Annotated in this window: 18 protein-coding genes; 4 read left to right on the top strand and 14 right to left on the bottom strand. The window is 61.3% G+C overall.

Features of this window, described 5'->3' with window-relative positions; genetic code table 11:
• Positions 1–178: 178 nt before the first annotated feature.
• The 7 genes from JJD66_RS23060 to JJD66_RS23030 form a co-directional block, all read right to left on the bottom strand.
• A complete protein-coding gene (locus JJD66_RS23060; RefSeq protein WP_200649125.1) occupies positions 179–1,819 on the bottom strand; it encodes a BatD family protein in 1,641 nt (546 codons plus the stop codon).
• Positions 1,816–3,555, bottom strand: a complete 1,740-nt coding sequence (locus tag JJD66_RS23055) for a tetratricopeptide repeat protein (protein WP_200649124.1) — start codon at positions 3,553–3,555, stop codon at positions 1,816–1,818. Before JJD66_RS23055 ends, JJD66_RS23060 begins: the two co-directional genes overlap by 4 nt.
• The gene (locus tag JJD66_RS23050; RefSeq protein WP_200649123.1) at positions 3,552–4,640 is read right to left on the bottom strand and encodes a vWA domain-containing protein; all 1,089 of its coding nucleotides are present in this window, start codon (positions 4,638–4,640) and stop codon (positions 3,552–3,554) included. Before JJD66_RS23050 ends, JJD66_RS23055 begins: the two co-directional genes overlap by 4 nt.
• On the bottom strand, positions 4,633–5,127 hold the full coding sequence (locus JJD66_RS23045; RefSeq protein WP_003190798.1) for a DUF4381 domain-containing protein: 495 nt from the start codon (positions 5,125–5,127) through the stop codon (positions 4,633–4,635). The genes JJD66_RS23050 and JJD66_RS23045 overlap by 8 nt, the downstream gene beginning before the upstream one ends.
• Positions 5,124–6,056: a DUF58 domain-containing protein gene (locus JJD66_RS23040; RefSeq protein ID WP_200649122.1), complete on the bottom strand. Its 933-nt coding sequence runs from the start codon at positions 6,054–6,056 to the stop codon at positions 5,124–5,126. The genes JJD66_RS23045 and JJD66_RS23040 overlap by 4 nt, the downstream gene beginning before the upstream one ends.
• Positions 6,057–6,061: 5 nt before the next feature.
• Positions 6,062–7,021, bottom strand: coding sequence for an AAA family ATPase (locus JJD66_RS23035; protein WP_020301524.1), 960 nt, complete (start codon positions 7,019–7,021; stop codon positions 6,062–6,064).
• Between the two features lie 370 nt (positions 7,022–7,391).
• On the bottom strand, positions 7,392–7,745 hold the full coding sequence (locus JJD66_RS23030) for a hypothetical protein (protein ID WP_198716398.1): 354 nt from the start codon (positions 7,743–7,745) through the stop codon (positions 7,392–7,394).
• A gap of 482 nt (positions 7,746–8,227) precedes the next feature.
• Between JJD66_RS23030 and JJD66_RS23025 the strand changes: the two genes are divergently transcribed.
• Positions 8,228–13,096 (top strand): NAD-glutamate dehydrogenase, encoded by a 4,869-nt coding sequence (locus tag JJD66_RS23025; protein WP_054897965.1) that lies wholly within the window; start codon positions 8,228–8,230, stop codon positions 13,094–13,096.
• 183 nt (positions 13,097–13,279) lie between these two features.
• Here JJD66_RS23025 and JJD66_RS23020 read toward each other — a convergent pair whose 3' ends face one another.
• The 3 genes from JJD66_RS23020 to JJD66_RS23010 all read right to left on the bottom strand — a co-directional run bounded on the left by JJD66_RS23020 (position 13,280) and on the right by JJD66_RS23010 (position 16,099).
• Positions 13,280–13,966, bottom strand: a complete 687-nt coding sequence (locus tag JJD66_RS23020) for a GntR family transcriptional regulator (RefSeq protein ID WP_200649121.1) — start codon at positions 13,964–13,966, stop codon at positions 13,280–13,282.
• Between the two features lie 16 nt (positions 13,967–13,982).
• Complete coding sequence (locus JJD66_RS23015) at positions 13,983–14,684, bottom strand: FadR/GntR family transcriptional regulator (protein WP_014718317.1); 702 nt, start codon at positions 14,682–14,684, stop codon at positions 13,983–13,985.
• A gap of 89 nt (positions 14,685–14,773) precedes the next feature.
• Positions 14,774–16,099: a C4-dicarboxylate transporter DctA gene (locus JJD66_RS23010; RefSeq protein ID WP_169855370.1), complete on the bottom strand. Its 1,326-nt coding sequence runs from the start codon at positions 16,097–16,099 to the stop codon at positions 14,774–14,776.
• A gap of 215 nt (positions 16,100–16,314) precedes the next feature.
• Here JJD66_RS23010 and JJD66_RS23005 point away from each other — a divergent pair, with 215 nt between their 5' ends.
• Complete coding sequence (locus JJD66_RS23005) at positions 16,315–16,944, top strand: DNA-3-methyladenine glycosylase I (protein ID WP_200649120.1); 630 nt, start codon at positions 16,315–16,317, stop codon at positions 16,942–16,944.
• 66 nt (positions 16,945–17,010) lie between these two features.
• On the opposite strand, the gene JJD66_RS23000 is transcribed toward JJD66_RS23005, so the two are convergent.
• Both JJD66_RS23000 and pdxR read right to left on the bottom strand, forming a co-directional pair.
• The gene (locus tag JJD66_RS23000) at positions 17,011–17,412 is read right to left on the bottom strand and encodes a cupin domain-containing protein (protein WP_019820196.1); all 402 of its coding nucleotides are present in this window, start codon (positions 17,410–17,412) and stop codon (positions 17,011–17,013) included.
• Positions 17,413–17,496: 84 nt separating this feature from the next.
• Positions 17,497–18,930: a MocR-like pyridoxine biosynthesis transcription factor PdxR gene (pdxR, locus tag JJD66_RS22995; RefSeq protein WP_200649119.1), complete on the bottom strand. Its 1,434-nt coding sequence runs from the start codon at positions 18,928–18,930 to the stop codon at positions 17,497–17,499.
• Between the two features lie 197 nt (positions 18,931–19,127).
• Between pdxR and JJD66_RS22990 the strand changes: the two genes are divergently transcribed.
• Complete coding sequence (locus JJD66_RS22990) at positions 19,128–22,499, top strand: calcium-binding protein (RefSeq protein WP_200649118.1); 3,372 nt, start codon at positions 19,128–19,130, stop codon at positions 22,497–22,499.
• Between the two features lie 287 nt (positions 22,500–22,786).
• Positions 22,787–24,268 carry a hypothetical protein gene (locus JJD66_RS22985; RefSeq protein ID WP_234452305.1) on the top strand — a complete coding sequence of 494 codons (1,482 nt, stop codon included), beginning with the start codon at positions 22,787–22,789 and terminating at the stop codon, positions 24,266–24,268.
• A 41-nt stretch (positions 24,269–24,309) separates the two neighbouring features.
• On the opposite strand, the gene JJD66_RS22980 is transcribed toward JJD66_RS22985, so the two are convergent.
• Both JJD66_RS22980 and JJD66_RS22975 read right to left on the bottom strand, forming a co-directional pair.
• Positions 24,310–25,077: an SDR family oxidoreductase gene (locus JJD66_RS22980; protein WP_034126013.1), complete on the bottom strand. Its 768-nt coding sequence runs from the start codon at positions 25,075–25,077 to the stop codon at positions 24,310–24,312.
• Positions 25,078–25,098: 21 nt separating this feature from the next.
• Positions 25,099–26,166 carry a phosphotransferase family protein gene (locus tag JJD66_RS22975; protein ID WP_200649116.1) on the bottom strand — a complete coding sequence of 356 codons (1,068 nt, stop codon included), beginning with the start codon at positions 26,164–26,166 and terminating at the stop codon, positions 25,099–25,101.
• Positions 26,167–26,195: the final 29 nt, after the last annotated feature.

The following is a 26,195-nucleotide window of genomic DNA, read 5'->3' as shown; positions in this document are numbered from 1 at the left end:
AGGCAAGCCAGCTCCCACATTGGATCGCAGGGCATCAGTTATATCTGTGTCGGCTGCCAGGCCGTCACGGGAGCAAGCTCCCTCGCCACAGATTTAGCGTCGTGCCGAAGTTGTGTAGATACCTATGGCCATCGCAGGCAAGCCACACAGGGGTTTTGTGGTGTCGGTTGAGGCTGGGTTACTTGGGGTAGAGCGGCGGCAAGCTGGTGGTGTCGGTGGCCGGGTCTTGCTCGCGTTCGGCCACGGGGATGGCCTTGATCGCTCGCCACAGGTCATCACCCAACCAGTATTGGCCGCTTTCGCTATACAGCGCGCCATTCAAGCCATCCAGGGCATCGGACAGCGGCACAAACCGTGCGGCCATGTCGGCCAGGGTTTCGGGTTGTTGCCTTGCCCAGGCGTCAAGGGCCTGGCGGGTAGCATGAGGGTCGTTGGCCTGGGTGGCGCGCTTGAGGTCGTCGAGCAGGGTGCGTGGGCTGGGGCCGGTTTGCGCGGCGCGTTGTACCGCCGGTTGCCGGCGTGCGCGCCACCACAGGCCAAAGCCTAGCAGGGTGGTGCAGGCCAGTATCAGTGTGCTCAGTTGCCACAGCCACAGGCGGTCATCGTCGGGGGCGGTGATGATGGTCGGTGTCGCCGGGGTGTCCACCACCAGGCTGGGGTTCACCGCCACTTGCACGGTGCGCGCCGGCAGGCTGGTGCGTTCCAGATGATCTTCGTGGGTGTTCCACCACACCACTTCCACGGCGGGCAGTTCCAGCTCGCCGGCGCGGGTCGGCACCAGGGCTTCGCGGTCTTCACGGCTGCCGGTCAGGCCGCGGTCGCTGGTACGGTTAGCCATCACTGGTTGGTCGGGGTAGCGGCGCAGGCCGTTGACCTCGGTGCCGGGCAGCGCCGGCAATTGCGCGCTGGACAGGCCTTCGGCCTCCACGGTGAGGCTGCGGGTCAGGGAGTCGCCGACTTGCACGTGCTCCGGCGTGGGGTTCCAGCCTTCGCTCAAGGTCAGGCTGCGCGCGGGCAGCCAGGGAGTGTCGGCGGGGTAGGCGTCCGGTTGGGGTTTGACCGTCAAGGGCAGGGGCGCGGAGCTGACGTGAATCATCTTGCCCGGCTTGGTGCCCTGCAGGGTGTTTTCCTGGGGCGGGCGCGATTCCACCAGGGTGGCGCTGAAGGTCTGCGCCGGAATCACCACGGCGCCGCTGTGTTGCGGGTAGAGGGCGTAGCGGGTTTCGATCACGCCATGGCGGATGCTGTTGATGACCTTTTCATAGGTGCGCGATTCGCCCAGTTGTTCGACACGTGCATCCGGTATCTGCAAGGGCGTGAGGCTGCTGTCGTCATACAGCGACACCGAGTGGTACACGCGCACGGTCAGTAGGGCCTGGGCCTGCACGTACACGCTGGTCTGGTCGAGGCTGGCTTCGATGAACACCGGGGCCAGTTCGGCGCTGGTGTTCTGGCTGGCGCTTTCCACCACCTGCAGGGTGATCGGCTGGGTCTTGAGTGCGCCCACCTGCAACGGCGGAATCACCACGTTGCCGTTCACCTTGGGCAGCAGGGTGATGATCCAACGGGTGGTAGCGTGGTTGTCGCCGTCCAGCGTGGTGAGTTGGTTGATCTGGCGGGTGCCGCTGACTTCGAACTGCGCGTCCAGGGGCGACAAGTCCGGTTTGCCAAACTGGGTCACATCACTGGATTGCACCGTCAGCTCCACCGTTTCCCCGGAGTTGAGGCGGCTGCGGTCTACGCTGGCGACCAGGTCCGCCGCCTGGGCGTGGCCTGCCGACAACGCGAGCAGGAGCAAAAGGGTGGTGCGGCGGCTCATCGAGTGGTGTCCTGATGTTGTTGCTGTTCGTACCAGAATTTGCGGCGCAACAGCTCGCCGGGGTTGTCCGGGATCTCCTGCAACCATTGCTCCAGTGCTTGGCGGCGCTCGCCTTCCAGGCGTGTGTCGGCGGGGCGCAGTGGCGGCGTGGTGGTCTGCTCGTCACCCAGTTCGCTGCCAGGCACTTCATTACCGCCTGGCTGTGGCGCGGCGCCTGTCTGAGTCTCAGCGGTACCGGCTTCGCCCTGGCCGTGGGACGATTGCTCACCGCCCTGGGCCGTTTGTGCGCTGGTGCCCGGTTGCGCAGTTTGGCCGGGTTGGGCGGTTTCGTCATCTTCGTTTTTTGCAGGCGGGTCCGGCTCGGGCTGCGTTTGCTCCTGCATCAGCGCTTCAACCAAGGCTTTGTTTTTCAGCGCCGGCTGCAAATCGGGCTGGGCTTCCAGGGCTTGTTCATACGCATCAAGGGCCGCTTCAAGTTCACCGGACTTGGCCAGGGCATTGCCGCGGTTGTAGTGGGAATAGGCGTCGCTGCCTTGGGCAAACCGCTTGATGGCCTCGGCGTAATTGCCGGCTTCATACAGCGCCACGCCTTGCCATTGCGGGTCCTGGAAGTGTTCGGCGGCTTCGGCCGGGCGTTTGTGCTTGAGCAGGTACTGGCCTTGTTGGTCGGGGCGTAGCCACAGGTCCTGCAACCCAAAGGCGTAGCTGGGTTGCGGCGCACCCATCAGCAGCAAGGGCAGGCAGAACAGCCAGCCGCGACGCCCGGCGCACGCGGCCAGCAGCAACAACGGCAAGAGCAGCCAATAACCCTGGTCGGCCCAGCTGTCCAGGCGCAGCCGTTGGCCGTCGTCGCGCAGGGCTTGGGCGCTGTCGAGCATGCCGAGTTGGCGCAGGTCCTTGTCATCCAGGCGCGCTGCACGGTAGCGGCCGCCCATTTCGCTGGCGAACGCCTTGAGGGTCGGGCTGTCGAGACGCGGCACCAGGATCGCGCCCTGGTCGTCCTTGAGGAATTCACCGCTCTCCTGAGTCACCGGCGTACCTTCGCGACTGCCGATGCCGAGGATCGACAACGTTGGAGCCTGGGCACTTTGCAGTTGCAGGCGGATGCCTTGGCGCTCTTGTTTGGACAGTGAGGAACCGATCAGCAGCAGGCGCCCCTGGCCAAGACCGCCTTGCTTGAGCAGGCCCAGGGCTTTTTCCACGGCAAGATCGGCACGATGGCCGGGCTCGGGCATGATCGAGGGGCGCAGGGCTTCCAACAGGTTGCGGCTGGTGGCCAGGTCATCGGACAGCGGCACCAAGGTATGGGCGCTGCCGGCGTACACGATGATGGCTGTTTGCGCATCGGTGCGCGCTTGCAGCAAGTCATACAGCTTGCGCCGCGCCTGTTCCAGGCGGTTGGGCGGGCTGTCGGTGGCGAGCATTTCCGGGGTCAGTTCCAGCAGCACCACCAAGGGGTCGGAAGGTTTCTGGCTGGCTTGTTCAGCCCGTTGCCAACTGGGGCCCAATAACGCGAGCACGGCCAACAGCCAGGCGATGCCGAGCACCACCCACGGCGATTTACTCTCGCGGCCATTGCCACCGCTGAGCAACTCGGCATGGAACGCCGGCGGCAGGATCATCTGCCAGCGCCCGGCGCGCTTTTGCCGATGCCACAACTGCCACAGCAACCAGCCAAGCACGGGCAGCAACAACAGCCACCAGGGGCGCAACCAGTGCGGCCACAGCGCGATCATCGACGCCTCCGCAAACGCAGGCGCTGCAGACGCTGGCGCCATTCAGGGTGTTGCTGCAAAAACATGCTCCTGCTCGATAGCCTGTTGAAGGCTCGTTGCAAAGCGTTGTTCGGCCAGCGTTCCTGGATCACCAGCAACAGGCTCAACACCAACGCCAAGGCCAATGGGCCGCTGTACAGCGCCTGGGCCGGGCGGGCCTGGGTGGGTTGTTGTTCCACGGGCTCCAGGGTGTCGAGGGTGTCCTTGATCTTCAGCAGTTCCTCGCCGTCTCGGGCGCGGAAATACTGGCCGCCGGTGGTCTCGGCCAGTGCCTTGAGCGCCGGTTCGTCGAGGTCCAGGCTCGGGTTTACGCCAAGGATGCCCAGGGAGCCGGTTTGCTCGGGGTCGGCGCCGATGCCGATGGGGTAGATTTTCACGCCTTCCTCGGCCGCCAGGCGCGCGGCGGTCAACGGGTCGATCTGCCCGGCGTTGTTGGCGCCGTCGGTGACCAGGATCAGCACACGGCTTTGCGCCGGGCGCTGGCGCAGGCGTTTTATGGCCAGGCCGATGGCGTCGCCGATGGCGGTGTTCTTGCCAGCAATGCCGATGCGCGCTTCATCCAGCCAGGTGCGCACGGTGCGGCGGTCAAAGGTCAGGGGCGCTTGCAGGTAGGCTTGGCTGCCGAACAGGATCAGGCCCACGCGGTCACCTTCACGCTCCTCCAGAAAGTCTCCCAGCAGGTGCTTGACCAGGGCCAGGCGGCTGACGTCTTCGTCCTGCCAATGCATGTCGGGAAAATCCATGGAGCCAGAGACATCCACCGCCACCAGCAAATCCCGGCCGCTGGCAGCAATCGGCAAGGGTTCGCCCAGCCATTGCGGGCGGGCGGCGGCGGTCAACAGCAGCAACCACAGCACCACGAATGGGGCTTGCTGGCGCCAGCCGGGCAGGTTGACGCGGGCGCGGCGGCGGGCCAGGCCTTCGAGGTCGCTGAGGTAGCTGACTTTGAGCGCCGGTTCGCCGCTGTCGGCCACGGGCAGCACCAGGCGCATGACCCAGGGCAGTGGCAACAGGGCGAAGATCCACGGCCAGGCGAACTCAAACATGTTTGCGAATCCAGGTGTCGACGGCTTGGGTGAGGCCGGCGATGGCTTTGTCGTCGAGCTTGCATTCGGGTTTGTAGGCGCCTTCCACCAACACCATCCAGCGCGTCAGGCCGGCGGCGGGGCAGCGGTTGTCCAGGAAGGCCAGCCATTTGCGCCCGTTGAGGGTATGGCTCTGGCTATAAGGGTAGTCGTTACGGCACAGGCGCTTGAGCAGGCCGTTGAGTTGCTGCAGCCAGGCGCCCGCAGGCGCACCGTCGTAGGGCTTGGGCATCAAAGCCAACTCGGCCAGGGCGGCGATACGCAACGGGTCCAGCGGTTGTTCGGCGCGGGCCACAGGGCGGCGGGCCGGCAGGAAACGGCGCAACCACCACAAGCCCCAACCGAGCAGTGGGATCACCAGCAGCAACAGCCACCAGCCCGGCGCAGGTGGCCAGAAGCCAATGGCGGGCGGGGCGATCAGCGGTTGCAGTTGGTCCAGGCTGCTCATGGTTTTTTAACCGGGCGTTGCGGGTTGAGGTATTCGCGCAGTTGCTCGACCATTTCACTCTGGGTGCTCAAGGGCATCAACAACAGCCGCAGTTTCTGCGCGAGCAGTTCCCAGCGAGCGATATGCGCTTCGGCCTGGGCCTTGTAGGCCTGGCGCAGGTCGATGTTCAGCGTGTCCAATTCCAGTTGCGCGCCCCTTTGCGCGAAACGCAGCAGCCCGGCGGCGGGCAGGGCGTGGTCCAGCGGGTCGGAGATCGGTAATAACAGCAGGTCGCAATGGCGCGCCAGCAGGCTCAGCTGTTGCTCGGCGCCTTCGGTGAGGGCGCGCTCATCACAGATCACCACCACCAGGCTGCCCGGGCGCAGCACCTCGCGGCCACGGCGCAAGGCCATGCCCAGGGCATCCGCTTCCGGCTGACGCTCGGTGTTCAGGCTCTGGTTGACCCGCACCAGCCGGTTGAGCAGTTGCAACAGGCTCTGTTTGCTGCGCCGTGGCTTGATCTCGTAGTGCTCGTTGTCGCCGAACACCAGCCCGCCCACCCGGTCGTTATGGCCAAGAGCGGCCCAACCGATCAGGCTGGCGGCCTGGGCGGCAAGCACCGACTTGAACATTTGCCCCGAGCCGAAAAACAGCCGGCAACTTTGTTCGACCATGATGAAAATCGGCCGTTCGCGCTCTTCGTGGAACAGCTTGGTGTGCGGCTCCTGGGTACGCGCGGTGACGCGCCAGTCGATGGTGCGCACGTCGTCGCCGGCCTGGTACACGCGCACCTGGTCGAAATCGACGCCACGCCCGCGCAGCTTGGAGTGATGCAGGCCCACCAGTGGGCTACGCTGGCCAGGCGTGGAGAACAACTGCACCTCACGCACGCGGTGGCGCATCTCAATCAATTCACTGAGGGTTACGCGGATGCCATCGCTTGCGTTCATCGACTTCAAGCGACGGCAACGACGTCGAGAATGCGTTGCACCACGCGGTCCTGGTCGACACCGGCGGCTTCGGCCTCGAACGACAGGATGATGCGGTGACGCAGCACGTCGAACAAGACCGCCTGGATATCTTCCGGGCTGACAAAATCGCGACCGGCCAACCAGGCATGGGCCCGGGCACAACGGTCCAGAGCGATGGAGCCACGAGGGCTGGCGCCATAGGCGATCCACTCGGCCATTTCCGGGTCGAACTTGGCAGGGGTGCGCGTGGCCATCACCAGTTGCACCAGGTATTCCTCCACGGCATCGGCCATGTACAGGCCGAGGATTTCCTTGCGGGCGGCAAAGATGGCCTGTTGGCTGACCCGGCGCTCGGGCTTGGTTTCGCCATTGAGTGCTTCGCCACGAGCTTGCTGCAGGATGCGGCGCTCGACGGCGGCGTCCGGGAAGCCGATCTTGACGTGCATCAGGAACCGGTCGAGCTGCGCTTCGGGCAGCGGGTAGGTGCCTTCCTGCTCGATGGGGTTTTGCGTGGCCATCACCAGGAACAGCGGCGACAGCTCATAGGTGCTGCGGCCCACGCTGACCTGGCGCTCGGCCATGGCTTCGAGCAAGGCCGACTGCACCTTGGCCGGGGCACGGTTGATTTCGTCTGCGAGCACCAGGTTATGGAAGATCGGCCCCTGCTGGAATACGAAGCTGCCGGTTTCCGGACGATAGATCTCGGTGCCGGTGATATCGGCGGGCAACAGGTCGGGGGTGAACTGGATACGATGGAACTGCGCTTCGATCCCTTCGGCCAACTCCTTGATCGCCTTGGTCTTGGCCAGTCCCGGTGCGCCTTCGACCAGCATATGGCCGTCAGCGAGCAGGGCGATCAGCAGGCGATCGATGAGTTTTTCCTGGCCGAGAATCTGCGTAGAAAGAAAGGTTCGCAGCGCAAGCAGCGCTTCACGATGTTCCATCGATGACGGTTCCTGGAAAGATGAGCCTGGGTGTCGTGACAGAACACCGGGCCTGGGGCGTTTACTTTAATGCATCGCGGGGTGCGGCGACTAACGGCTTGATGGGTATTTTTGGCGAAACTTACAGGATTGCGGTGTGAGAGGCATAACAGTTGGGTAGGTAGAGCACGGTCACTGTGGGAGCTGGCTTGCCTGCGATCCAGTCAACTCGGTGATTCAGGCACACCGAGTCGATACCTTCGCAGGCAAGCCAGCTCCCACATTTGGATCGCCGTGCCTCAGCCAGATCAGCGTCGGCTGTCAGGCCGTCACGGGAGCAAGCTCCCTCGCCACGGATTTAGCGTCGTGCCGAAGTTTCAAGTGACCGGTTTCAAGTCCGAATGAACGTGCCGGTGCCTGTGAGGATGTTCTGCAGGGTTTGCTGCACTTCGGCCATGTCTGACGCGGCGGTGCTGTGGGTGATCTCCAGCTGGTCCTTGCCGCCCAGGGCATCGGCATCGCCGGCCGCCAGTTCGATCAATAAGGTGGTGTCGCCCAACGTCACTTTCAGCCCATCCAGGGTCGAAGGTTCGTAGTCCCAGGTCAGCTCCACTTCGTCTTCATCCGGGTAACGGGTGAGCATGAACATTTCGCCGTTCTTGCCGTGGCAGCAAAGCATGGCCATGTTGTCTTCTTCGTCGTCGCACGGGGTGGCCATCAGGGCGTCGGTTTTCAGCTGCAGCATGGGGCAATCCTGTGTAGGGGAGGGCAATTGTGCCACTGCGGCGAATTTTGTGCTTCATCCTGTGTCGGAAGTTGGGCATGACCTGACGGGCCGGATCGGTCATTTCTGGTACTGATGGTGTGCAAAGTAGCAAGATTTTCTACCGAAAATCCGAGGTTGCCCAAGTTGCAACCGGCACCCTGCTTACCGATGACCGAATATGTCGCAGCGTTGCAAGCAGCGTTCTTCCTACACTCGTTAAGCTGCGCAACGGATGTGCCCTGTGCCAGGCGCCTGACCTGCCCGTCGTATCGTCATCTGGCCAACGGCATGCCGTATGGAAGTTGTATGTGACCTGACTGTCCTGTCCAGCTTCACCCACCTGTCACCCTGATTCGTTTATGGTGCTTGTCAGCACACCAGCGAACAGAGCTGACGGTCTCCCCGCAAGGGGATAACACGCGACGCTTTCATCAATAACAAGCCCAAGCGGAGTACCACAGATGGCGTTCTTCACCGCAGCCAGCAAGGCCGACTTCCAGCATCAACTGCAAGCGGCACTGGCGCAGCACCTCAGTGAACAGGCACTGCCACAAGTGGCGCTGTTCGCTGAACAATTCTTCGGCATCATTTCTCTGGACGAACTGACCCAGCGTCGCCTTTCCGACCTGGCCGGTTGCACCCTGTCTGCCTGGCGCCTGCTTGAGCGCTTTGATCACACCCAACCGCAAGTGCGGGTCTACAACCCCGATTACGAACGTCATGGCTGGCAATCGACCCACACTGCGGTCGAAGTGCTGCACCATGACCTGCCCTTTCTGGTCGATTCGGTACGCACAGAGCTGAACCGCCGTGGCTACAGCATCCATACCCTGCAAACCACCGTGCTCAGCGTGCGTCGTGGCAGCAAGGGCGAGCTGCTGGAAATCCTGCCCAAGGGCACCCAGGGCGAAGGCATCCTGCAAGAATCGCTGATGTACCTGGAGATCGACCGCTGCGCCAACGCCGCCGAACTGAACGTGCTAAGCAAAGAGCTTGAGCAGGTGCTGGGCGAAGTACGCGTGGCCGTGGCCGATTTCGAACCGATGAAAGCCAAGGTCCAGGACTTGCTGGCCGGTATCGACGCCAGCGCGTTCGCCATCGACGGCGAAGAAAAAGCCGAGATCAAGAACTTCCTCGAATGGCTGGTGGGCAACCACTTCACCTTCCTGGGCTACGAAGAGTTCGTGGTACGTGACGAGGCGGACGGCGGTCATATCGAATATGACGCCAGCTCCTTCCTCGGTCTGACCAAGCTGCTGCGCGCCGGCCTCACCGCCGAAGACCTGCGCATCGAAGACTACGCCGTGGCCTACCTGCGCGAGCCGACCGTGCTGTCGTTCGCCAAGGCCGCCCACCCAAGCCGCGTGCACCGCCCGGCCTACCCGGACTACGTGTCGATCCGCGAGATCAGCGCCGACGGCAAGGTCATCAAGGAACACCGTTTCATGGGCCTGTACACCTCCTCGGTGTACGGCGAAAGCGTGCGGGTGATCCCTTACATCCGTCGCAAGGTCGCGGAAATCGAACGTCGTTCGGGCTTCCAGGCCAAGGCGCACCTGGGTAAAGAGCTTGCCCAGGTGGTGGAAGTACTGCCCCGTGACGACCTGTTCCAGACTCCGGTCGACGAACTGTTCAGCACCGTGATGTCGATCGTGCAGATCCAGGAGCGCAACAAGATCCGCGTGTTCCTGCGCAAAGACCCCTACGGTCGTTTCTGCTACTGCCTGGCGTACGTGCCACGCGACATCTATTCCACCGAAGTGCGCCAGAAGATCCAGCAAGTGCTGATGGACCGTCTGAAGGCCTCGGACTGCGAGTTCTGGACCTTCTTCTCCGAGTCCGTGCTTGCCCGTGTACAACTGATTCTGCGGGTTGACCCGAAGAACCGCCTGGACATCGACCCGCTGCAACTGGAAAAAGAAGTGGTGCAGGCCTGCCGCAGCTGGCAGGACGACTACGCCAGCCTGGTAGTGGAAAGCTTCGGCGAAGCCCAGGGCACCAACGTGCTGGCGGATTTCCCCAAAGGCTTCCCGGCCGGCTACCGCGAGCGTTTCGCCGCGCATTCGGCTGTGGTCGACATGCAGCACCTCAACAGCCTGACCGAAGCCAACCCTCTGGTAATGAGCTTCTATCAGCCGCTGGGCCAGGTCTCCGGCCAGCGCGAGCTGCATTGCAAGCTCTACCACGCTGACACGCCGCTGGCGCTGTCCGACGTGCTGCCGATTCTGGAAAACCTCGGCCTGCGTGTGCTGGGCGAGTTCCCGTATCGCCTGCGCCATGCCAATGGCCGTGAGTTCTGGATTCATGACTTTGCGTTCATCGCCGCCGAAGGCGTGAACCTGGATATCCAGCAGCTCAACGACACCCTGCAGGATGCATTTGTGCACATCGTGCATGGCGATGCCGAGAACGATGCGTTCAACCGCCTGGTCCTCACTGCCGGCCTGCCATGGCGCGACGTGGCGCTGCTGCGTGCCTATGCCCGTTACCTGAAGCAGATTCGCCTGGGCTTCGACCTGGGTTACATCGCCAGCACCCTGAACAACCACACCGACATCGCCCGCGAGTTGACCCGGTTGTTCAAGACCCGCTTCTACCTGGCGCGCAAGCTCACTGCCGACGACCTGGAAGACAAGCAGCAACGCCTGGAGCAAGCGATCCTCAGCGCCCTGGACGACGTTCAGGTGCTCAACGAAGACCGCATCCTGCGTCGCTACCTGGACCTGATCAAGGCCACCCTGCGCACCAACTTCTACCAGACCGATGCCAACGGCCAGAACAAGTCGTACTTCAGCTTCAAGTTCGACCCGCGTGCTATCCCCGAGCTGCCCAAGCCAGTGCCGAAGTTTGAAATCTTCGTGTACTCGCCGCGGGTCGAAGGCGTGCACCTGCGCTTTGGCAACGTGGCCCGTGGCGGCCTGCGCTGGTCGGACCGTGAAGAAGACTTCCGCACCGAAGTGCTTGGCCTGGTAAAAGCCCAGCAAGTGAAGAACTCGGTGATCGTGCCGGTGGGCGCCAAGGGCGGCTTCCTGCCGCGTCGCCTGCCATTGGGCGGCAGCCGGGACGAGATCGCGGCCGAAGGCATCGCCTGCTACCGCATCTTCATTTCCGGCCTGTTGGACATCACCGACAACCTGAAAGACGGCGCCCTGGTGCCGCCGGCCAACGTCGTGCGTCATGACGACGATGACCCGTACCTGGTGGTGGCGGCGGACAAGGGCACTGCGACCTTCTCCGACATCGCCAATGGTATTGCCATCGACTACGGCTTCTGGCTGGGCGATGCGTTCGCTTCCGGTGGTTCGGCCGGTTACGACCACAAGAAAATGGGCATCACCGCCAAGGGCGCGTGGGTAGGTGTACAGCGTCACTTCCGTGAGCGCGGCATCAACGTGCAGGAAGACAGCATCACTGTGGTAGGCGTCGGCGATATGGCCGGTGACGTGTTCGGTAACGGCTTGTTGATGTCGGACAAACTGCAACTGGTCGCAGCGTTCAACCACCTGCATATCTTCGTCGACCCGAACCCGAACCCGGCCACCAGCTTCGTCGAGCGCAAGCGTTTGTTCGAACTGCCGCGTTCGGCCTGGACCGACTACGACACCAGCATCATGTCTGAAGGTGGCGGTATCTTCTCGCGCAGCGCGAAAAGCATTGCCATCTCGCCACAGATGAAAGAACGCTTCGACATCCAGGCCGACAAGCTGACCCCGACCGAACTGCTCAACGCCTTGCTCAAGGCGCCGGTGGACCTGTTGTGGAACGGCGGTATCGGTACCTACGTCAAGGCCAGCACCGAGAGCCATGCCGATGTGGGCGACAAGGCCAACGACGCACTGCGCGTCAACGGCAACGAGCTGCGCTGCAAGGTAGTGGGCGAGGGCGGTAACCTCGGCATGACCCAGCTGGGGCGTGTGGAATTCGGCCTCAATGGCGGCGGTTCCAACACTGACTTCATCGACAACGCCGGTGGCGTGGATTGCTCCGACCACGAAGTGAACATCAAGATCCTGCTCAACGAAGTGGTGCAGGCCGGTGACATGACCGACAAGCAGCGCAACCAGCTGCTGGCGAGCATGACCGACGAAGTCGGCAACCTGGTGTTGGGCAACAACTACAAGCAGACCCAGGCTCTGTCCCTGGCTGCGCGCAAAGCTTACGAGCGCGCTGCCGAGTACAAGCGCCTGATGAGCGACCTGGAAGGCCGTGGCAAGCTGGACCGCGCCATCGAGTACCTGCCGACCGAGGAGCAGCTCACCGAGCGCGCCTCCAGCGGCAAGGGCCTGACCCGTCCGGAACTGTCGGTGCTGATCTCGTACAGCAAGATCGACCTCAAGGAAGCATTGCTCAAGTCGCTGGTACCGGATGACGAGTACCTGACCCGTGACATGGAGACCGCGTTCCCACCGAGCCTGGTGGCCAAGTTCGGCGAAGCCATGCGTCGCCATCGTCTGAAGCGCGAGATCGTCAGCACTCAGATCGCCAACGATCTGGTCAACCACATGGGCATCACCTTCGTTCAGCGACTCAAAGAGTCGACCGGCATGAGCCCGGCGAACGTGGCGGGCGCTTATGTGATCGTGCGGGACATCTTCCATCTCCCGCACTGGTTCCGTCAGATTGAAGCCCTGGACCACCAGGTTTCCGCTGACGTGCAACTGGAGCTGATGGACGAGTTGATGCGCCTGGGCCGTCGCGCTACGCGCTGGTTCCTGCGCAGCCGTCGCAACGAGCAAGACGCCGGGCGCGACACCGCGCACTTCGGTCCGCACCTGGCCGCGCTGGGCCTCAAGCTCGACGAACTGCTGGAAGGCCCGACCCGCGAAGGCTGGCAGAACCGCTACCAGGCCTACACCCAGGCCGGCGTACCGGAGTTGTTGGCACGCATGGTTGCAGGCACTACCCACCTGTACACCTTGCTGCCGATCATCGAAGCCGCCGACGTGACCGGGCATGACGCCGCCGAAGTGGCCAAGGCTTACTTCGCCGTGGGCAGCGCCCTGGACTTGCCATGGTACCTGCAGCAGATCAGTGATCTGCCGGTTGCCAACAACTGGCAGGCCCAGGCCCGCGAAGCCTTCCGCGATGACGTGGACTGGCAGCAACGGGCGATCACCATTTCGGTCTTGCAAATGGCCGATGCGCCACAAGACATGGAAGCCCGCGTGGCCCTGTGGCTTGAGCAGCATCAGGACATGGCGGATCGCTGGCGCGCCATGATGGTGGAAATTCGTGCCGCAGTGGGCACGGACTACGCCATGTACGCGGTGGCCAACCGTGAGTTGCTGGACCTGGCGTTGAGTGGCCAGTCGGTGTTGCAACCGGCTTGATGACTCGCTAAACCAAAAGCCCCCGCATCGTGAGATGCGGGGGCTTTTTATTTGATCTGGAATGCGATCAATGTGGGAGCTGGCTTGCCTGCGATAGCGGCGGGTCAGTTAATAATTTGGTCACTGGTACACCGCTATCGCAGGCAAGCCAGCTCCCACAGTTTTAAATTTACTCACTTGGAGTCAGTGGTGTTTGAGTAGTTGGGTTTCCAGGTGATCCAGGTGCTGGGTCATCAGGGCGACAGCCGTGTGGGCGTCGCGCTGTTCCACGGCATCCACAATCGCCACATGCTCCTGCCACGCGCAATAGGTGCAGGCCTTTTTTTCAAATTGCGCAATGATCAACGACGTCAACGGCACCAGGCTGTTGAGAAACTGTGCCAACGGCGCATTGCCTGCCATGTGCGCCAGTTGCAGATGAAACTCTCCCGAAAACCGGATCGCCGGCCCCCGCTGGTCACGCTCAATGGCGTTGCGCTCCTGTGCAATCAGCTCGCGCAGTTGGCGAATTTGCATCGCTGTGGCCTGGGCGCAGGCCAGTTGCACCACGGTCATTTCGGTGAGGCGCCGTGCTTCCAGAATCTGCCGTGTATGCTGGGCATCCGGCGCGGCGACCTGGGCGCGCTGGTTGGGGCGCAGGATGACCACTTGCTGATGGGACAGCTTGGCGAGCACCCGGCGAATCACGCTGCGGCTCACGCCAAAGAGTTCGCCCAGGCCTTCTTCGGTGAAGCGGCTGGCGGGCGCAATGCGTTGCTCAAGAATGGCGTCGAACAAGCGTGGGTAGATATCGTCCACCGAGGGCTTTTTTTCGGGCGTCCAGCGTAGGGAGGTGAGGGTGGAATCGCGTTGCAGGGCGTGAGCGTTCATGGCCGGTCTCCGAAAATCAACTGCCCAGATGGTCGTCCGGGATATTCAAGCGAATGCCCATGCGCAGGCCTTCCTGCAGGATGTGCCGGCGCATTTCGGCACTGGCCAGGGCGCTGTTCTTGTTGCGGATGGCGCGTACCACGGCTTCGTTCTCTTGCAGGCGTTCGGCCAGGTGTTCAGGGGAGTTGCGCAGTACCTGGGCGCTTTGTTTGAGCGCGGTGCTGGTTTGCTGCACCACGTTTTGGAAGATCGGGTTGGAGGTCAGGGCGAAGAGTTCTTCATGGAAGTCGATATAGGCGTTCATGCCGGCTTCGGCATCGCCGGCATCCAGGGCTTCGCGCATGTCCATCAGGGTCAGGCGCAGTTGGCCGATTTCCTTGCTGCTGATCGACTGCGCCACCAGGCCGACGATGAAGGGTTCGAGGGTGTAGCGCAGTTGCAGGATGTCCTCGAGACTGGCATCGGCCACGGCGTCGCTCGATTGCGGCTCGCTGACGCTAGTTTCCAGCACGACCACGCCTTTGCCCGGCATGGAGCGCACCAGGCCGAGGGTTTCCAGCACGATCACCGCTTCACGCAGGCTTGGGCGGCTGATGCCCAGCTGTTCGGCCAGTTCGCGTTGACCGGGCAGCATTTCACCGCGGCGCCACTGGCCTCGCGCCAAGGCGGCGCGCAGTTTTTCTACCACTGAATTGACGACGGTTGAGGTGCTGATCACGTCGAAGGCTCCTTGATGTTGCTCATACAGTATTCAGTCTGGCGAAGGTCCAATGTGGGAGCTGGCTCCCACATTGAATGGGTGTTGTCCTAGAACTCCTGATGCGCCGGCAGCACCGGCTTCTTGGCCTGGAAGGCATAGCCTTGCTGGCCGTCGAGCACCTTGTTGGCGCGCTGGATATCAATGTCTTTTTCCCAACGGGCAATCGCCACAGTGGCGACGCAGTTGCCGATCAGGTTGGTCAGCGCACGGCCGATGCCCATGAACCAGTCCACCGCCAGCACCAACACCAGGCCGACTACCGGAATCGCCGGAATCGCTGTGAGCGTTGCCGCCAGGATCACCAACGCCGAGCCTGGAATGCCATGGGCGCCCTTGGAGGTGATCAACGATACCAGGAGGATGGTCAGCAAGTCGGTCATCGACAGCGGTGTGCCGGTGGCGTTGGCGATAAAGACGATGGCCAGGGTCAGGTAGATCGAGAAACCGTCGAGGTTGAACGAGTATCCGGTGGGGATTACCAAACCCACGGTGGAGCTGCCAATGCCCAAATGTTCCAGCTTGCGCATGATCTGCGGCAGCACAGCGTCGGACGAAGCGGTGCCCATCACGATCAGCAGTTCTTCGCGCAGGTACTTGAGCAGCGGCAACATGCGCAGGCCCGACAGGCGCATCACCAGCCCGAGGATCACCGCCACGAAGGCAAAGCAGGTCAGGTAGAAAAGCCCCACCAGGCTGCCCAGGTGTTGCAGTGAGTCCAGGCCATAGGTGCTGGTGGTGAAGGCGATGGCACCGAATACGCCAATCGGCGCCAGGCGCACGATCATGCCCATGATGCGGAAGATCACATGGCTCAATTCGTTGATCAGTCGCGAAATCCCGCTGGCCGCTTCGCCCACCAGGTTCAGCGCGCTGCCGAACAGCACCGAAAACAACAGTACTTGCAGCACGTTATTATCGGCAAAGGCGCCGACTACCGAGTTGGGGATCAACTCCATCAGAAACTGGCTGGTGCCGCGGATGTGCTGGCCCTTGTCGGCCAGTTCATTCAAACCGGCGGAAGAGAGTTGCTCCAGATGAATATTGGCGCCGCTGCCGATGCCGGTGCTGAATGCCATGATCAGGCCGAGCACCAGGGCGACGGTGGTCAGCATCTCAAAATAGATCACCGACTTGAGGCCGATGCGTCCGACCTTCTTCAAGTCGCCCGCGCCGGAAATACCGCTGACCACCACGCAGAACACGATCAGGCCGATCAGCATTTTGATCAGCTTGATAAAGCCGTCACCCAAGGGTTTGAGTTGCGAGGAGAATTCGGGAAGGGCCAGGCCGCAGGCGATGCCGAGCATCAGGCCAATCACGACTTGCAGGAAAATCGAACGCGAGCACCATCTGAGCATGGGAGGGATCTCTATTCGGTGCCCTGGTGGTTCCAGGGCTTAATTGTTGTGGTCTTACCGGTAAGTCCAGTGCGGGGCCAGTCTACGCTCGGTTTTTTTCAAATCACAAGTAAATATTTGGCGGTTGGCAGGTCCCGGTCTGACCAGTTGGTCGGTAAGTACGATGCTTGAGCGGTTGGCGGAGATTAATTTTTTTTGCGTATCATCTTCCTCGGCATACGAGGTGATGGATGGACCAATCAGGGCTGACAACCGACGAAGCAGGGCGCATGTATTGCGCCTGGCGCACTGCAGCGCCTGCTTACCTGCATTACCACGACCACGAATGGGGCGTGCCGGTGGCGGATGACATCGCCTTGTACGAGAAGATCTGCCTGGAGGGCTTTCAGGCGGGGATGGCGTGGATCACCATCCTGCGCAAGCGCGAAAATTTTCGGCAGGCGTTCGAGGGTTTTGATTTTCGCCGGGTGGCGCACTACGGCGAGGCGGACATCGAGCGGTTGATGAGCGACCCGGGCATCGTGCGCAATCGCGCGAAGATCGTCTCGGCCATCAACAACGCGCGCCGGGCCTGTGAACTGGTGGAGGAAACCGGCTCGCTGGCGCGCTGGCTGTGGGCGTTCGAACCCGACGCGCAAGAGCGGCCGGCAGTGGTGGACATGGCTTACTGGACGGCCAATCCGACCTCAGCGGCTTCGGTGCGCTTGTCCAAAGCCCTGAAGAAACGCGGCTGGACCTTTGTCGGCCCGACCACGATGTATGCGTTGATGCAGGCGATGGGGATGGTCAATGATCATCTGGAGGGTTGCGAGTGCCGCCAGCGCATTGAACACCAGCGCAACCTGTTCAAACGTCCCTGAATCACTGGCAGAGCAGGTTAAAAACTGTGGGAGCCAGCTCCCACATGGGTTTTGTGGTGTTGCTGATTACTTGGGAAGTGGGGTAAGTACCTCAGCCTTGTCATCCAGCACCATCACCACCAGCAGCTTGGCCGGTTGGGTCTGGCTGGCATTGCTTGATTCAAAATGCCGCGAGCCGGCCGGTTCGTAGAACGATTGCCCGGCTTTGTAGGTGATCGCCTTTTCATCATTGACCCGCGAGGTGATCTCGCCTTCGAGCACATAAGCCACGGCGGTGCCGGTGTGGCTGTGGGGCACGGTGGCCTGGCCGGGGGCGTAGTCCACGGTGAGCATGATGGTTTTCTTGCCCGGCACGTTGGTCAAGGCGTGTTCTTGCAGCACCTTGAGCGTTTCCTTGTTGTAGACCGGGTCGTGGGCAAATGCACTGAGGGAGGCGAGCATCAGGGTAGCAGCGAACAAGCGTTTCATGATGAGGGTTCCATCGGGTGAAAGACCGCTTCACCCTACGCCGCCGAGGGCTTGCCACCAATGACCAATGCGCCGGAAAACCGCCTAGCCAATCTGCAGGAGAATATCCCGCACCTTGTCCAGCGCCGGGTCGATATCCAGGGTCTCGATGGCGCCGAACCCCAGAATCAGCCCCGAGCGCACCGGGCGGTCTTGAAAAAACACGTCCAAGGGATATAAACCCACCTCGACCTGACGCGCCCGTTCCATCAGCAATGGAATATTCACCGGCACCTTGCACAGGGCCGCCAGGTGAAAGCCCGCCACCGTCGGTACTGCCTCGAACCACGGCGACAGATCGCCCGCCAGACGCTGCAGGATGCGTTCGCGACGCCCCGCGTAGACGCCGTGACAGCGGCGAATATGTTTGAGCAGGTAGCCTTCGCTGATGAACTTGGCCAGTGCCCACTGCGGCAAGGTAGCGCTGTGCTGGTCGGTCAATTGCTTGGCCTTGAGCACCGCACCATAAATGGCCGGCGGCAGCACCGCATAGCCCAGGCGTAGCTCCGGCGACAGGGTTTTGGAAAAGGTGCCGACGTAGGTGACCACGCCGCGGGTATCCATGCTTTGCAGGGAGTCGGTGGGGCGGCCTTCGTAACGGAATTCGCTGTCGTAATCGTCTTCGATGATGATCGCGCCGAGCGCAATGGCGCGGTCCAGCAGGGCCTCGCGGCGCGTCTGGCTCATGGGCATGCCAAGGGGGAATTGGTGCGACGGCGTCACATAGATCAGGCGGGTGCCATCCGGGATCTGGTCGACCTGCAGGCCCTGTTCGTCGACGGCAACACTGGCGACGCGGGCGCCCATCGCGACGAACAATTGGCGTGCGGGGCTGTAGCCAGGGTCTTCCATCGCGACCAGGCTGCCAGGTTCAAGCACCACGCGGGCAAGCAGGTCCAGCGCCTGTTGTGCACCGTTGGTGACTACGATATCGCGGGCGCCGCATTTGACCCCACGGGAAAATGCGATATGCCCGGCGATGGCTTCGCGCAGGGCGGGCACGCCTTCTGGCTGGCTGTAAAAACCATTGTTCTGGGCGATGCGACGCAACGCATCCTGGGTGCAACGCCGCCATTCATCCTGGGGGAATTGGTGGCGTGTCGTCGCGCCGCCGATAAATTCGTAGCGCAGGATCTCCTCGCGGGCGGGGTGGCCCATGGGTGAGGGCAGTGCCGCCCATTTACCCAGGTTGGCAGCACACGCCAGGTCGGTGGCGGTTTGCACGCGGCCGGGCTGTGGCGCCCACGCATTGACGAAAGTGCCGCGGCCGATCTTGCCAACCAGCAGGCCCTCGTAGGTCAAGGTGGCGTAGGTATCCGACACCGTCTTGCGCGAGATGCCCAGTTGTTCGGCGAGCAGTCGGCTGGGGGGCAGTTGTGCGCCTGCCGACAGCTGCCCGGTGGCGATGGCTTTGCGCAACTGCTGGTAGAGCTGTTCGGCCAGGTCCTTGCGGCCATTGATTACCACGTGCAGTTCCATGTTTCATCCCAAGGCTTCACTCCGCGCCAAGATTACTCGCTTGCGGTGCGGGCTCAAAATATCTGTGAGTCAGTCGCCCCTGCGTATAAGCATCTACCGTCGCCTGGCTATTACCGGCCGCCATGATTTCCCCTATTGCAGGCACCGATTGCCTGCCGCCCGCGTTATTCAACGTGATGGCATAGGGAGCCGGATTCATGACGACATCGAAAACACATACTAAAAAGAGGCGCGAGACCTTGCTCGCCCTGGACCAGAGCCTGGGACCGCTGGTGGTTGGCGAGTTAACTGTCTCGCGTATAGACCTGGCCGCCATGGGTGCCCAGCTGGCGGGAAAACCGGTCAAGACCCATCGTCTGGCGGTACGCGAGGCAGATCAGACGCTGCTGGATTCAATTCGGTTCTCGGCGTCCAGACTGCAGGGTTATCTTCGCGGGAGTAGTTCTGTCAGTGAAAGCAGTGCCGCTGTGTTGTTTGAATTCGCGGCGTTGCGCTCTACACAAGCTGCGCCTTTACTGGTGGTCAAGTCGGGAGACGACAATCCCGGTGCAGTGGGCAAGCTCGATAGGCTGTTACGTTCAGTGCAGAAAACCAATCTCAACCAAGCGGCGCAGTTGGAGGGAATGCCTGGTTGGGTCGAGCCGAAGAAAAGCCGAAGCTTGGCGGTAATGGGTGCCGGGCTTGAGGTTTACGGGTACTACAGTGCGATCAACGCTTTGGCCGAAGCGATCAAGACCGGCGATATCAATGAGGCTGTAGTCACAGGCGCAGAGTTGTTTGCCAACCTCACGGGCACGGCATTGGAGTTGGCGCTGGAGCACTTGGGCAGACGACTGCTGGAAAACGGGCATAAGGTGTTAGCAGGTTTCAGCGCCAGTTCTCTTGGCCAGATCCTGCGACGGGGCGCCGGCCTGTTCGCTCTGGTGCTGACGTTGCCGTTTGACTATCACAATGCCAAGCAATCGCTGCATAAGGCGGCGAACAGCACTGGCAAGGAAGCGCTTGATCATTACGTCAACGCCGGCTTCAGTATCGTGAGCGCCAGCGTCAGTGTGGCCCTGGGGGTTGCAGCGTTGGCTGGATTCGGCGTGGCCGGCCCGCTGGGTATTGCCGCCGCCGCCGTATTGATGTTTGGCGCGCAACTCTATGCGGCGGTTCGTCAGGTGGATGAAATTGATGACTATATCGAGCTGAGTGTTTTCGAGCGGCTGCACACGGGCTGGTTGGCATTTCAGGGCAAGGAACCGGAGAAAGAAATACGTGAGCGGTTCGCCCTGGCCAGGATGGAAAATTGGTATGCGCAGCACCTGACCAATCAGGCCGAGACCTGGCTCAGGGGGGCGCTCAGAGGCACCGTACAGGCGGTAGTCAATGGTGGGTTTGAGGTGCGGCTGAGCCCGGTCCGGCATTGGAAGCATCGATGGAACGAAGCCGAGGGTGAGGATCCCTACATCGACACCACCGAGCCGATGGTCGTCGACCAGAATGATCAAATAGATGCTTCCAGCGCCTCGGTTGGCCGTCTGCCTGGTGTGGTGCTTGGTCAGGGTGATGCGAATTCCGCGGTGCTTTGGCGGTTGGGGGGCGGTAATGACGATGTCAAAGGCTTCGCTGAGATCCCCAATATTTTTCAGTTCGGTGAAGGCCAAAAGCAGCTGACCGGTGGCGCCAGGGACGACGTATTCAGCTATAACATGCCGACGGGCACACTGGACGAGGCCGACGCACATCGCCCGGCCAGTCAGCTGCGTGGCGAGGCAGGCAGCGATACGCTCTACCTGTCCAACTCGGCAATCTATGAGCACCAGACGCAGGGTTATGCCATCGACCTGCAGGCGGGCACCGTCGTGCGGCGCAAAGATATCGACAAACCGCTGCCTCATCACTCGATCAGCCTTGACTCGATAGAAAATATCGCCACGCCAGCCGGGGTTGCCAGCCAAGTCAAGGGTTCGGAACAGGCCAATACGATAATTGCAAACGGCGATGGCGATCGGATCGAGGCCGCGCAGGGCAATGATACGGTGATCGTGCTGGGTTCCAACGCCTGGGTGGACGGCGGAGCGGGCAAGGACCGTTATGTTCTGGCCACCAACCGCGGCACGGTCTCGCTATACGAGCAGGACTGGGCCGAGGGTGCCGTGATCGAGATGCGCTGGCCTCTCTCGGCTATCGCCCATTGGGGCATCCAGGGGTGTGCGTTGGTCATTGTGGTCTGGCGGGGCGTTAATGGCGAACTGCCGCAGCACGTGATCAAGCTTGAGCAGCTCTATACGCAAGGTGATGACCGGCGCTGGTTGAACAAGCACAGCCTGCTGTTTCTCACGGAGGACGGCTACATGCTTGAGCCGATTCTCGAACCGACATTGGTTGGCAACGAGGACGCCAACGTGACCGTCGCCGTGAGAGCGGGTGGCCAGGACGTCAGCCTGGACAGGGTGTTGAACGCCGGAACGTTCGTGGTGCCCCATGGGCGTTCGACCCGCTGTTTCATCGAACGTGGGCCACACAGAAAGGTGGTCGAAGTTCGCCATAAAAGCGACGCGACTGCTTGCGTGTTGTACGTGGATTATTCGTCGCAGGAGATTCTCCAGGTATTGGCCGGTTACCGTGTAACCCTACGCAGGTTGGTTCACTTCGATTCGCTGACCTATAGCGACGTGAAATTAACCATCAGTTTCACCGACGGCAGTCAGTTGGTCCTCTGCGAATATGCCAGTGATCGATCCTCGATACGCACTAACGTGACGTCAAACATCATCGCGGTCAGCCTCAAACTGGACTGCCAGTTTGTACTGGTCATGAATGATGGCGTCTCATACCGGATACAGGCGGCCCAGCAAACCTATAGCCAGGACCGCGCCTCACCAGGTTTCAATACCTTCGATGGCAGCTCGGCATTGGTAAAAAGGCCCGGGATACACGGTTTTTTTCGACCGCATAGCGCCAAGGGGGTCTGGTTGCAATCGTCGCCGCAGAAAGTCGTTATTCCTGCCCCACCGCATTATCAAAAGTCTTACTCGTTGATGGGGCGGGCGTCGACCTATGAAGTGGTGCCCAGCACAGGCTCAACGATCTACCTGTCCACGCCGGGCGCGCTGGCAAAAAAGTCGGACGCATCGTTCTGGCGGATCAATACGGCCAAGCTTGGCGAGCTGATTGAGCGGGCGCACATCGTCTTGATCGAAAACACGCTGACCCTCGGCAGTGTGAAGGTGCTGCTGCCCCCCGTGACAGACCCTTCGGTACCGCTGGAACAAGTCAGCGTACTCACCAAGCAGGGCGAGCAATACGACATCCGCCAGGACCTGGGGGGCATCTATCTCGCGCAATTGGATGCCTCCCCTTATCAGACTGTAGCCGAGGTCTGGGAAGCGTTGCGGCGCTCTCGCCAGTGGTCAACCTTGATGGCGCATAAACTGCGCGTTATCGGCTTGGAGCTGAGCGACGGCACGGTGTCAGGCGTTCATTACGATTCAGGCCGCGATTGCTGGGGGGCGGATGTTGATCCGCTGCGTACCGTAACGTCTGCGGACTTGCGGTTCAGCGGTGTGACCCAGTCTGATTGATCATTAAAAGGGATTTTTTATTTATGCAGCAAAAACCGCAATCGCCCAGAACTGCCGGCCGACCCTCTGGGCGTGCCGGTGACGGTGCCGACACTGTCATGGTCAGGGACTATGGCCGCCCGACCAGTACCACTCAACCGGCGTATCAAGGCGCACAGCGCACGCGATACCGCAATGGTGGTTTGCTTGGGGTCCCGCAAATAAGTGCTTTGGATCTGCCTGGGCCGCCACCGCCAACGGCTGTATGGGTGACAGGCGATACGCTTGGAGCCGTCAATGCCGAGGGTATGCATGATGTGAACGGCCGCAGTTACGTCAATCTGGATACCGGGCAAACGGTGCAAGTGATCCATCAGCCGGCCAGTGGTACTTATCACACGCGCTTGGCGCATCAACTGGCTGCCGGCTCAGCTGTGGTACAGAGGGTTGGGAATACTTCAACCTGGGCAAACGTGACGACCGCAGCGCATTCCAGTGTTCCGATAGTCACGCCAGTGACGATGCCAACACCCGGGCCGCGAGATCCGCAGTGGGATCTGCAGCTCTACGATGCGCGAGGTGCTGGTGCAGCGACGGGGACTCCTATCCCGGGGAAAAAACAGTACGTCATTGGCGGGCAAAACTACTACGGTGATGAACTGTTTTCGTTGGACCACTACAAGGCAGGCGATAACAGGCTCTACATGCAGAATGCGAATGGTGTGTTGCAGCCTCGCGGCTCCATCAGCGAAGACGGGATGATTCAGCTCTCTGGTGACCCGGCCGTCGCCTATTTGGAGGTGGGGAGCGTGCTGGTTCGCGTCGAGCTTGATAGCACGAGAAATAAATACCAACTGATCCCGAATGGTTCCAACAGCGCGCCGGGTATTTACCTGGATACTGGCGGCAGCCGGGCATCGTGGGTGCCCGAAATGCGCCTGGACAGCATCGGCGCAATCATTAACGCCGCCCGAAAATCGCTGGGCTACTCCGGTGTTACCAGTGATATGAGCCAGGGCTTGATGTCGACCGTGGACAAGCAGACGTACTGCTATATGCGCCAATATGCGCGGCAGATGATTGCATTCGATAACCCGCGTATCCGCAACGCGCCCGTGCAGCAGCGAGATCGCATGATTGATGCACACATCTGGACCCATGGCTACCCGTATGAGCGCCTGTTGCTCGGGATGCACGCCAGGGCTGAGGGCGTCGCACTACCACCGGGTGTTGTGCAGTTTGATGCGTTTCAAGGCATGGCCACCGTGGCGGCCCGTCGTGAGGGAACGTTCAATCTAGAGGCCGTTGCCGTCAATGATCAGCTTCATTATCCCTATCGCGGCAGGCGCGGGGATGAGCAGGATTTTTTTGATCAATGGAGGGCGTTGGACATTAAGCAGACCAGGCAGCGTGGGGCGGCCAATGAGCAAATGTACCGTGAGTTACTTAAAAATGATGGCTATCGAATCATTCCCGGTGGGACCTACGGCGGCAGCCAGAATGGCTTCGATCTGGTATTCATGGGGCCGGCGGGCGATGTCTATGTGCTTGAAGTCAAACATGCCAAATCCGGCCACGTCAGCATGGCCAGGGTCAATCAGCACTTCCAGATGGAGGATGGCTGGGTCACACGGGTCCTGAGCAAACTGGACAGTCACGATCCAGGTGCCGGGCAGCAGGTTGCGGATGCACTGGCACGTCAACGGCTTTTCAAGGTCATTGGTGCGACCCTGCCAGATGGCAAACTGGTGCTATTTAAGATCGACATGAGCGCTGTACGTGCGCGGTGACAAACAGGCGAGCCCGTTCGCCACCGACAGTGCCGGCGGCTTCAGGACAAGAAGCCACCGTCCACGTTGAGCGAAACGCCCGTGGTGTAGCTCGATGCGTCACTGGCCAGGTACAACACCGCGCCAGCCATTTCGCTGGGGTCGGCCACACGCTTGAGCGGGATCTGCGCCAGGGCAACTTTCAGGATCGAATCGTTCTTGACCAGTGCCGAGGCGAACTTGGTATCGGTCAGGCCCGGCAGCAGCGCGTTGCAACGGATACCGAACGCCGCGCACTCCTTGGCGAATACCTTGGTCATGTTGATCACGGCGGCCTTGGTCACCGAGTAGATGCCCTGGAACACGCCCGGCGAGATGCCGTTGATCGAGGCCACGTTGATGATGCTGCCGCCGCCGTTCTCGCGCATCAGCTTGCCGGCTTCCACCGACATGAAGAAGTAACCACGGATATTCACGTCAACGGTCTTCTGGAATGCGCCCAGGTCGGTGTCCAGTACGTTGCAGAACTGCGGGTTGGTAGCGGCGTTGTTGACCAGGATATCCAGGCGGCCGAACTGTTCACGAATGCCGGCGAACACCTGGGTGATCTGCTCCATTTCACCAATATGGCAGGCGATGGCCGTGGCTTTGCCGCCCTCGGCGATGATCGCATCGGCCACGTGCTGGCAACCCTCCAGCTTGCGGCTGGAGACAATCACATGGGCGCCTTGCTGGGCCAGCAACTTGGCGATGGCTTCACCGATGCCACGGCTGGCGCCGGAAACAAACGCAATCTTGCCATCGAGGTCGAACAGGTTGGTCTTGGACATGAGGGTTCCTTGTAGTTGCACTCAGAGCGCTGATTTGCCGATGACATTCAGGCTCATCTGCTCCAGCAGTTTGTTCATGTGGATGAACTGCGCGAAGCGTTTGTCCTGGGTTTGGCCATGGAAGAAGCGGTAGTAGATCTGCTGCACAATCCCGGCCAGACGGAACAGGCCGTAGGTGTAATAGAAATCGAAATTGTCGATCTGGATGCCGGAGCGCTCGGCGTAGTAGTCGACAAACTGGCGGCGGGTGAGCATGCCAGGGGCGTTGCTCGGCTGGCGGCGCATCAATTGCACCGGCGCCGGGTCCGCGGCCTCGATCCAGTAGGCGAGGGTGTTGCCCAGGTCCATCAGCGGGTCGCCCAGGGTGGTCAGCTCCCAGTCCAGCACCCCGATGATCTGCATCGGGTTGTGCGGGTCGAGGATCACGTTGTCGAAGCGGTAGTCGTTGTGCACGATGCTGGAGGTGGGGTGGTCGGCAGGCATCTTGTCGTTGAGCCAGGCGCGTACCGCCTCCCATTTTGGCGCATCGGGCGTCAGGGCTTTTTCATAGCGCTCGCCCCAGCCGCGAATCTGCCGCTCCACGTAGCCTTCGGGCTTGCCCAGGTCGGCCAGGCCGCAGGCGTGGTAGTCGACCTGGTGCAGTTCGACGAACTTGTCGATAAAGCTCTTGCACAAGGCTTCGGTGCGGGTAGCGTCCAGGCCCAGCTCAGCCGGCAGATCGGAACGCAGGATGATGCCGTTGACGCGCTCCATCACATAGAACTCGGCGCCGATCACCGATTCATCGGTGCAGTGCACATAAGCCTTGGGGCAGTACGGGAAGCCATCTTTGAGCTGGTTGAGAATGCGGTATTCGCGGCCCATGTCGTGGGCAGACTTGGCCTTGTGACCAAACGGCGGGCGACGCAGCACAAATTCCTGGTCGGGGTATTCCAGCAGGTAAGTCAGGTTCGACGCGCCACCAGGGAACTGGCTGATTTTGACGGTACCGCTCAGGCCCGGAATGTGAGCTTTGAGGTAGGGATCGATCAGGCTGGCATCAAGTTCTTCGCCTGGGCGAATCTGGGTCGATTGGTCGTTCAGCGCCATGCTTATCCCTTCTGCTTATTCTAAAGGCC

This window comes from Pseudomonas sp. MF6751, assembly GCF_016613265.1.
GTDB classification, from domain to species: Bacteria; Pseudomonadota; Gammaproteobacteria; order Pseudomonadales; family Pseudomonadaceae; genus Aquipseudomonas; species Aquipseudomonas fluorescens_BV.
Note: the sequence above shows the minus strand (reverse complement) of the source record. Positions and strands in the feature narration are given on the sequence as shown.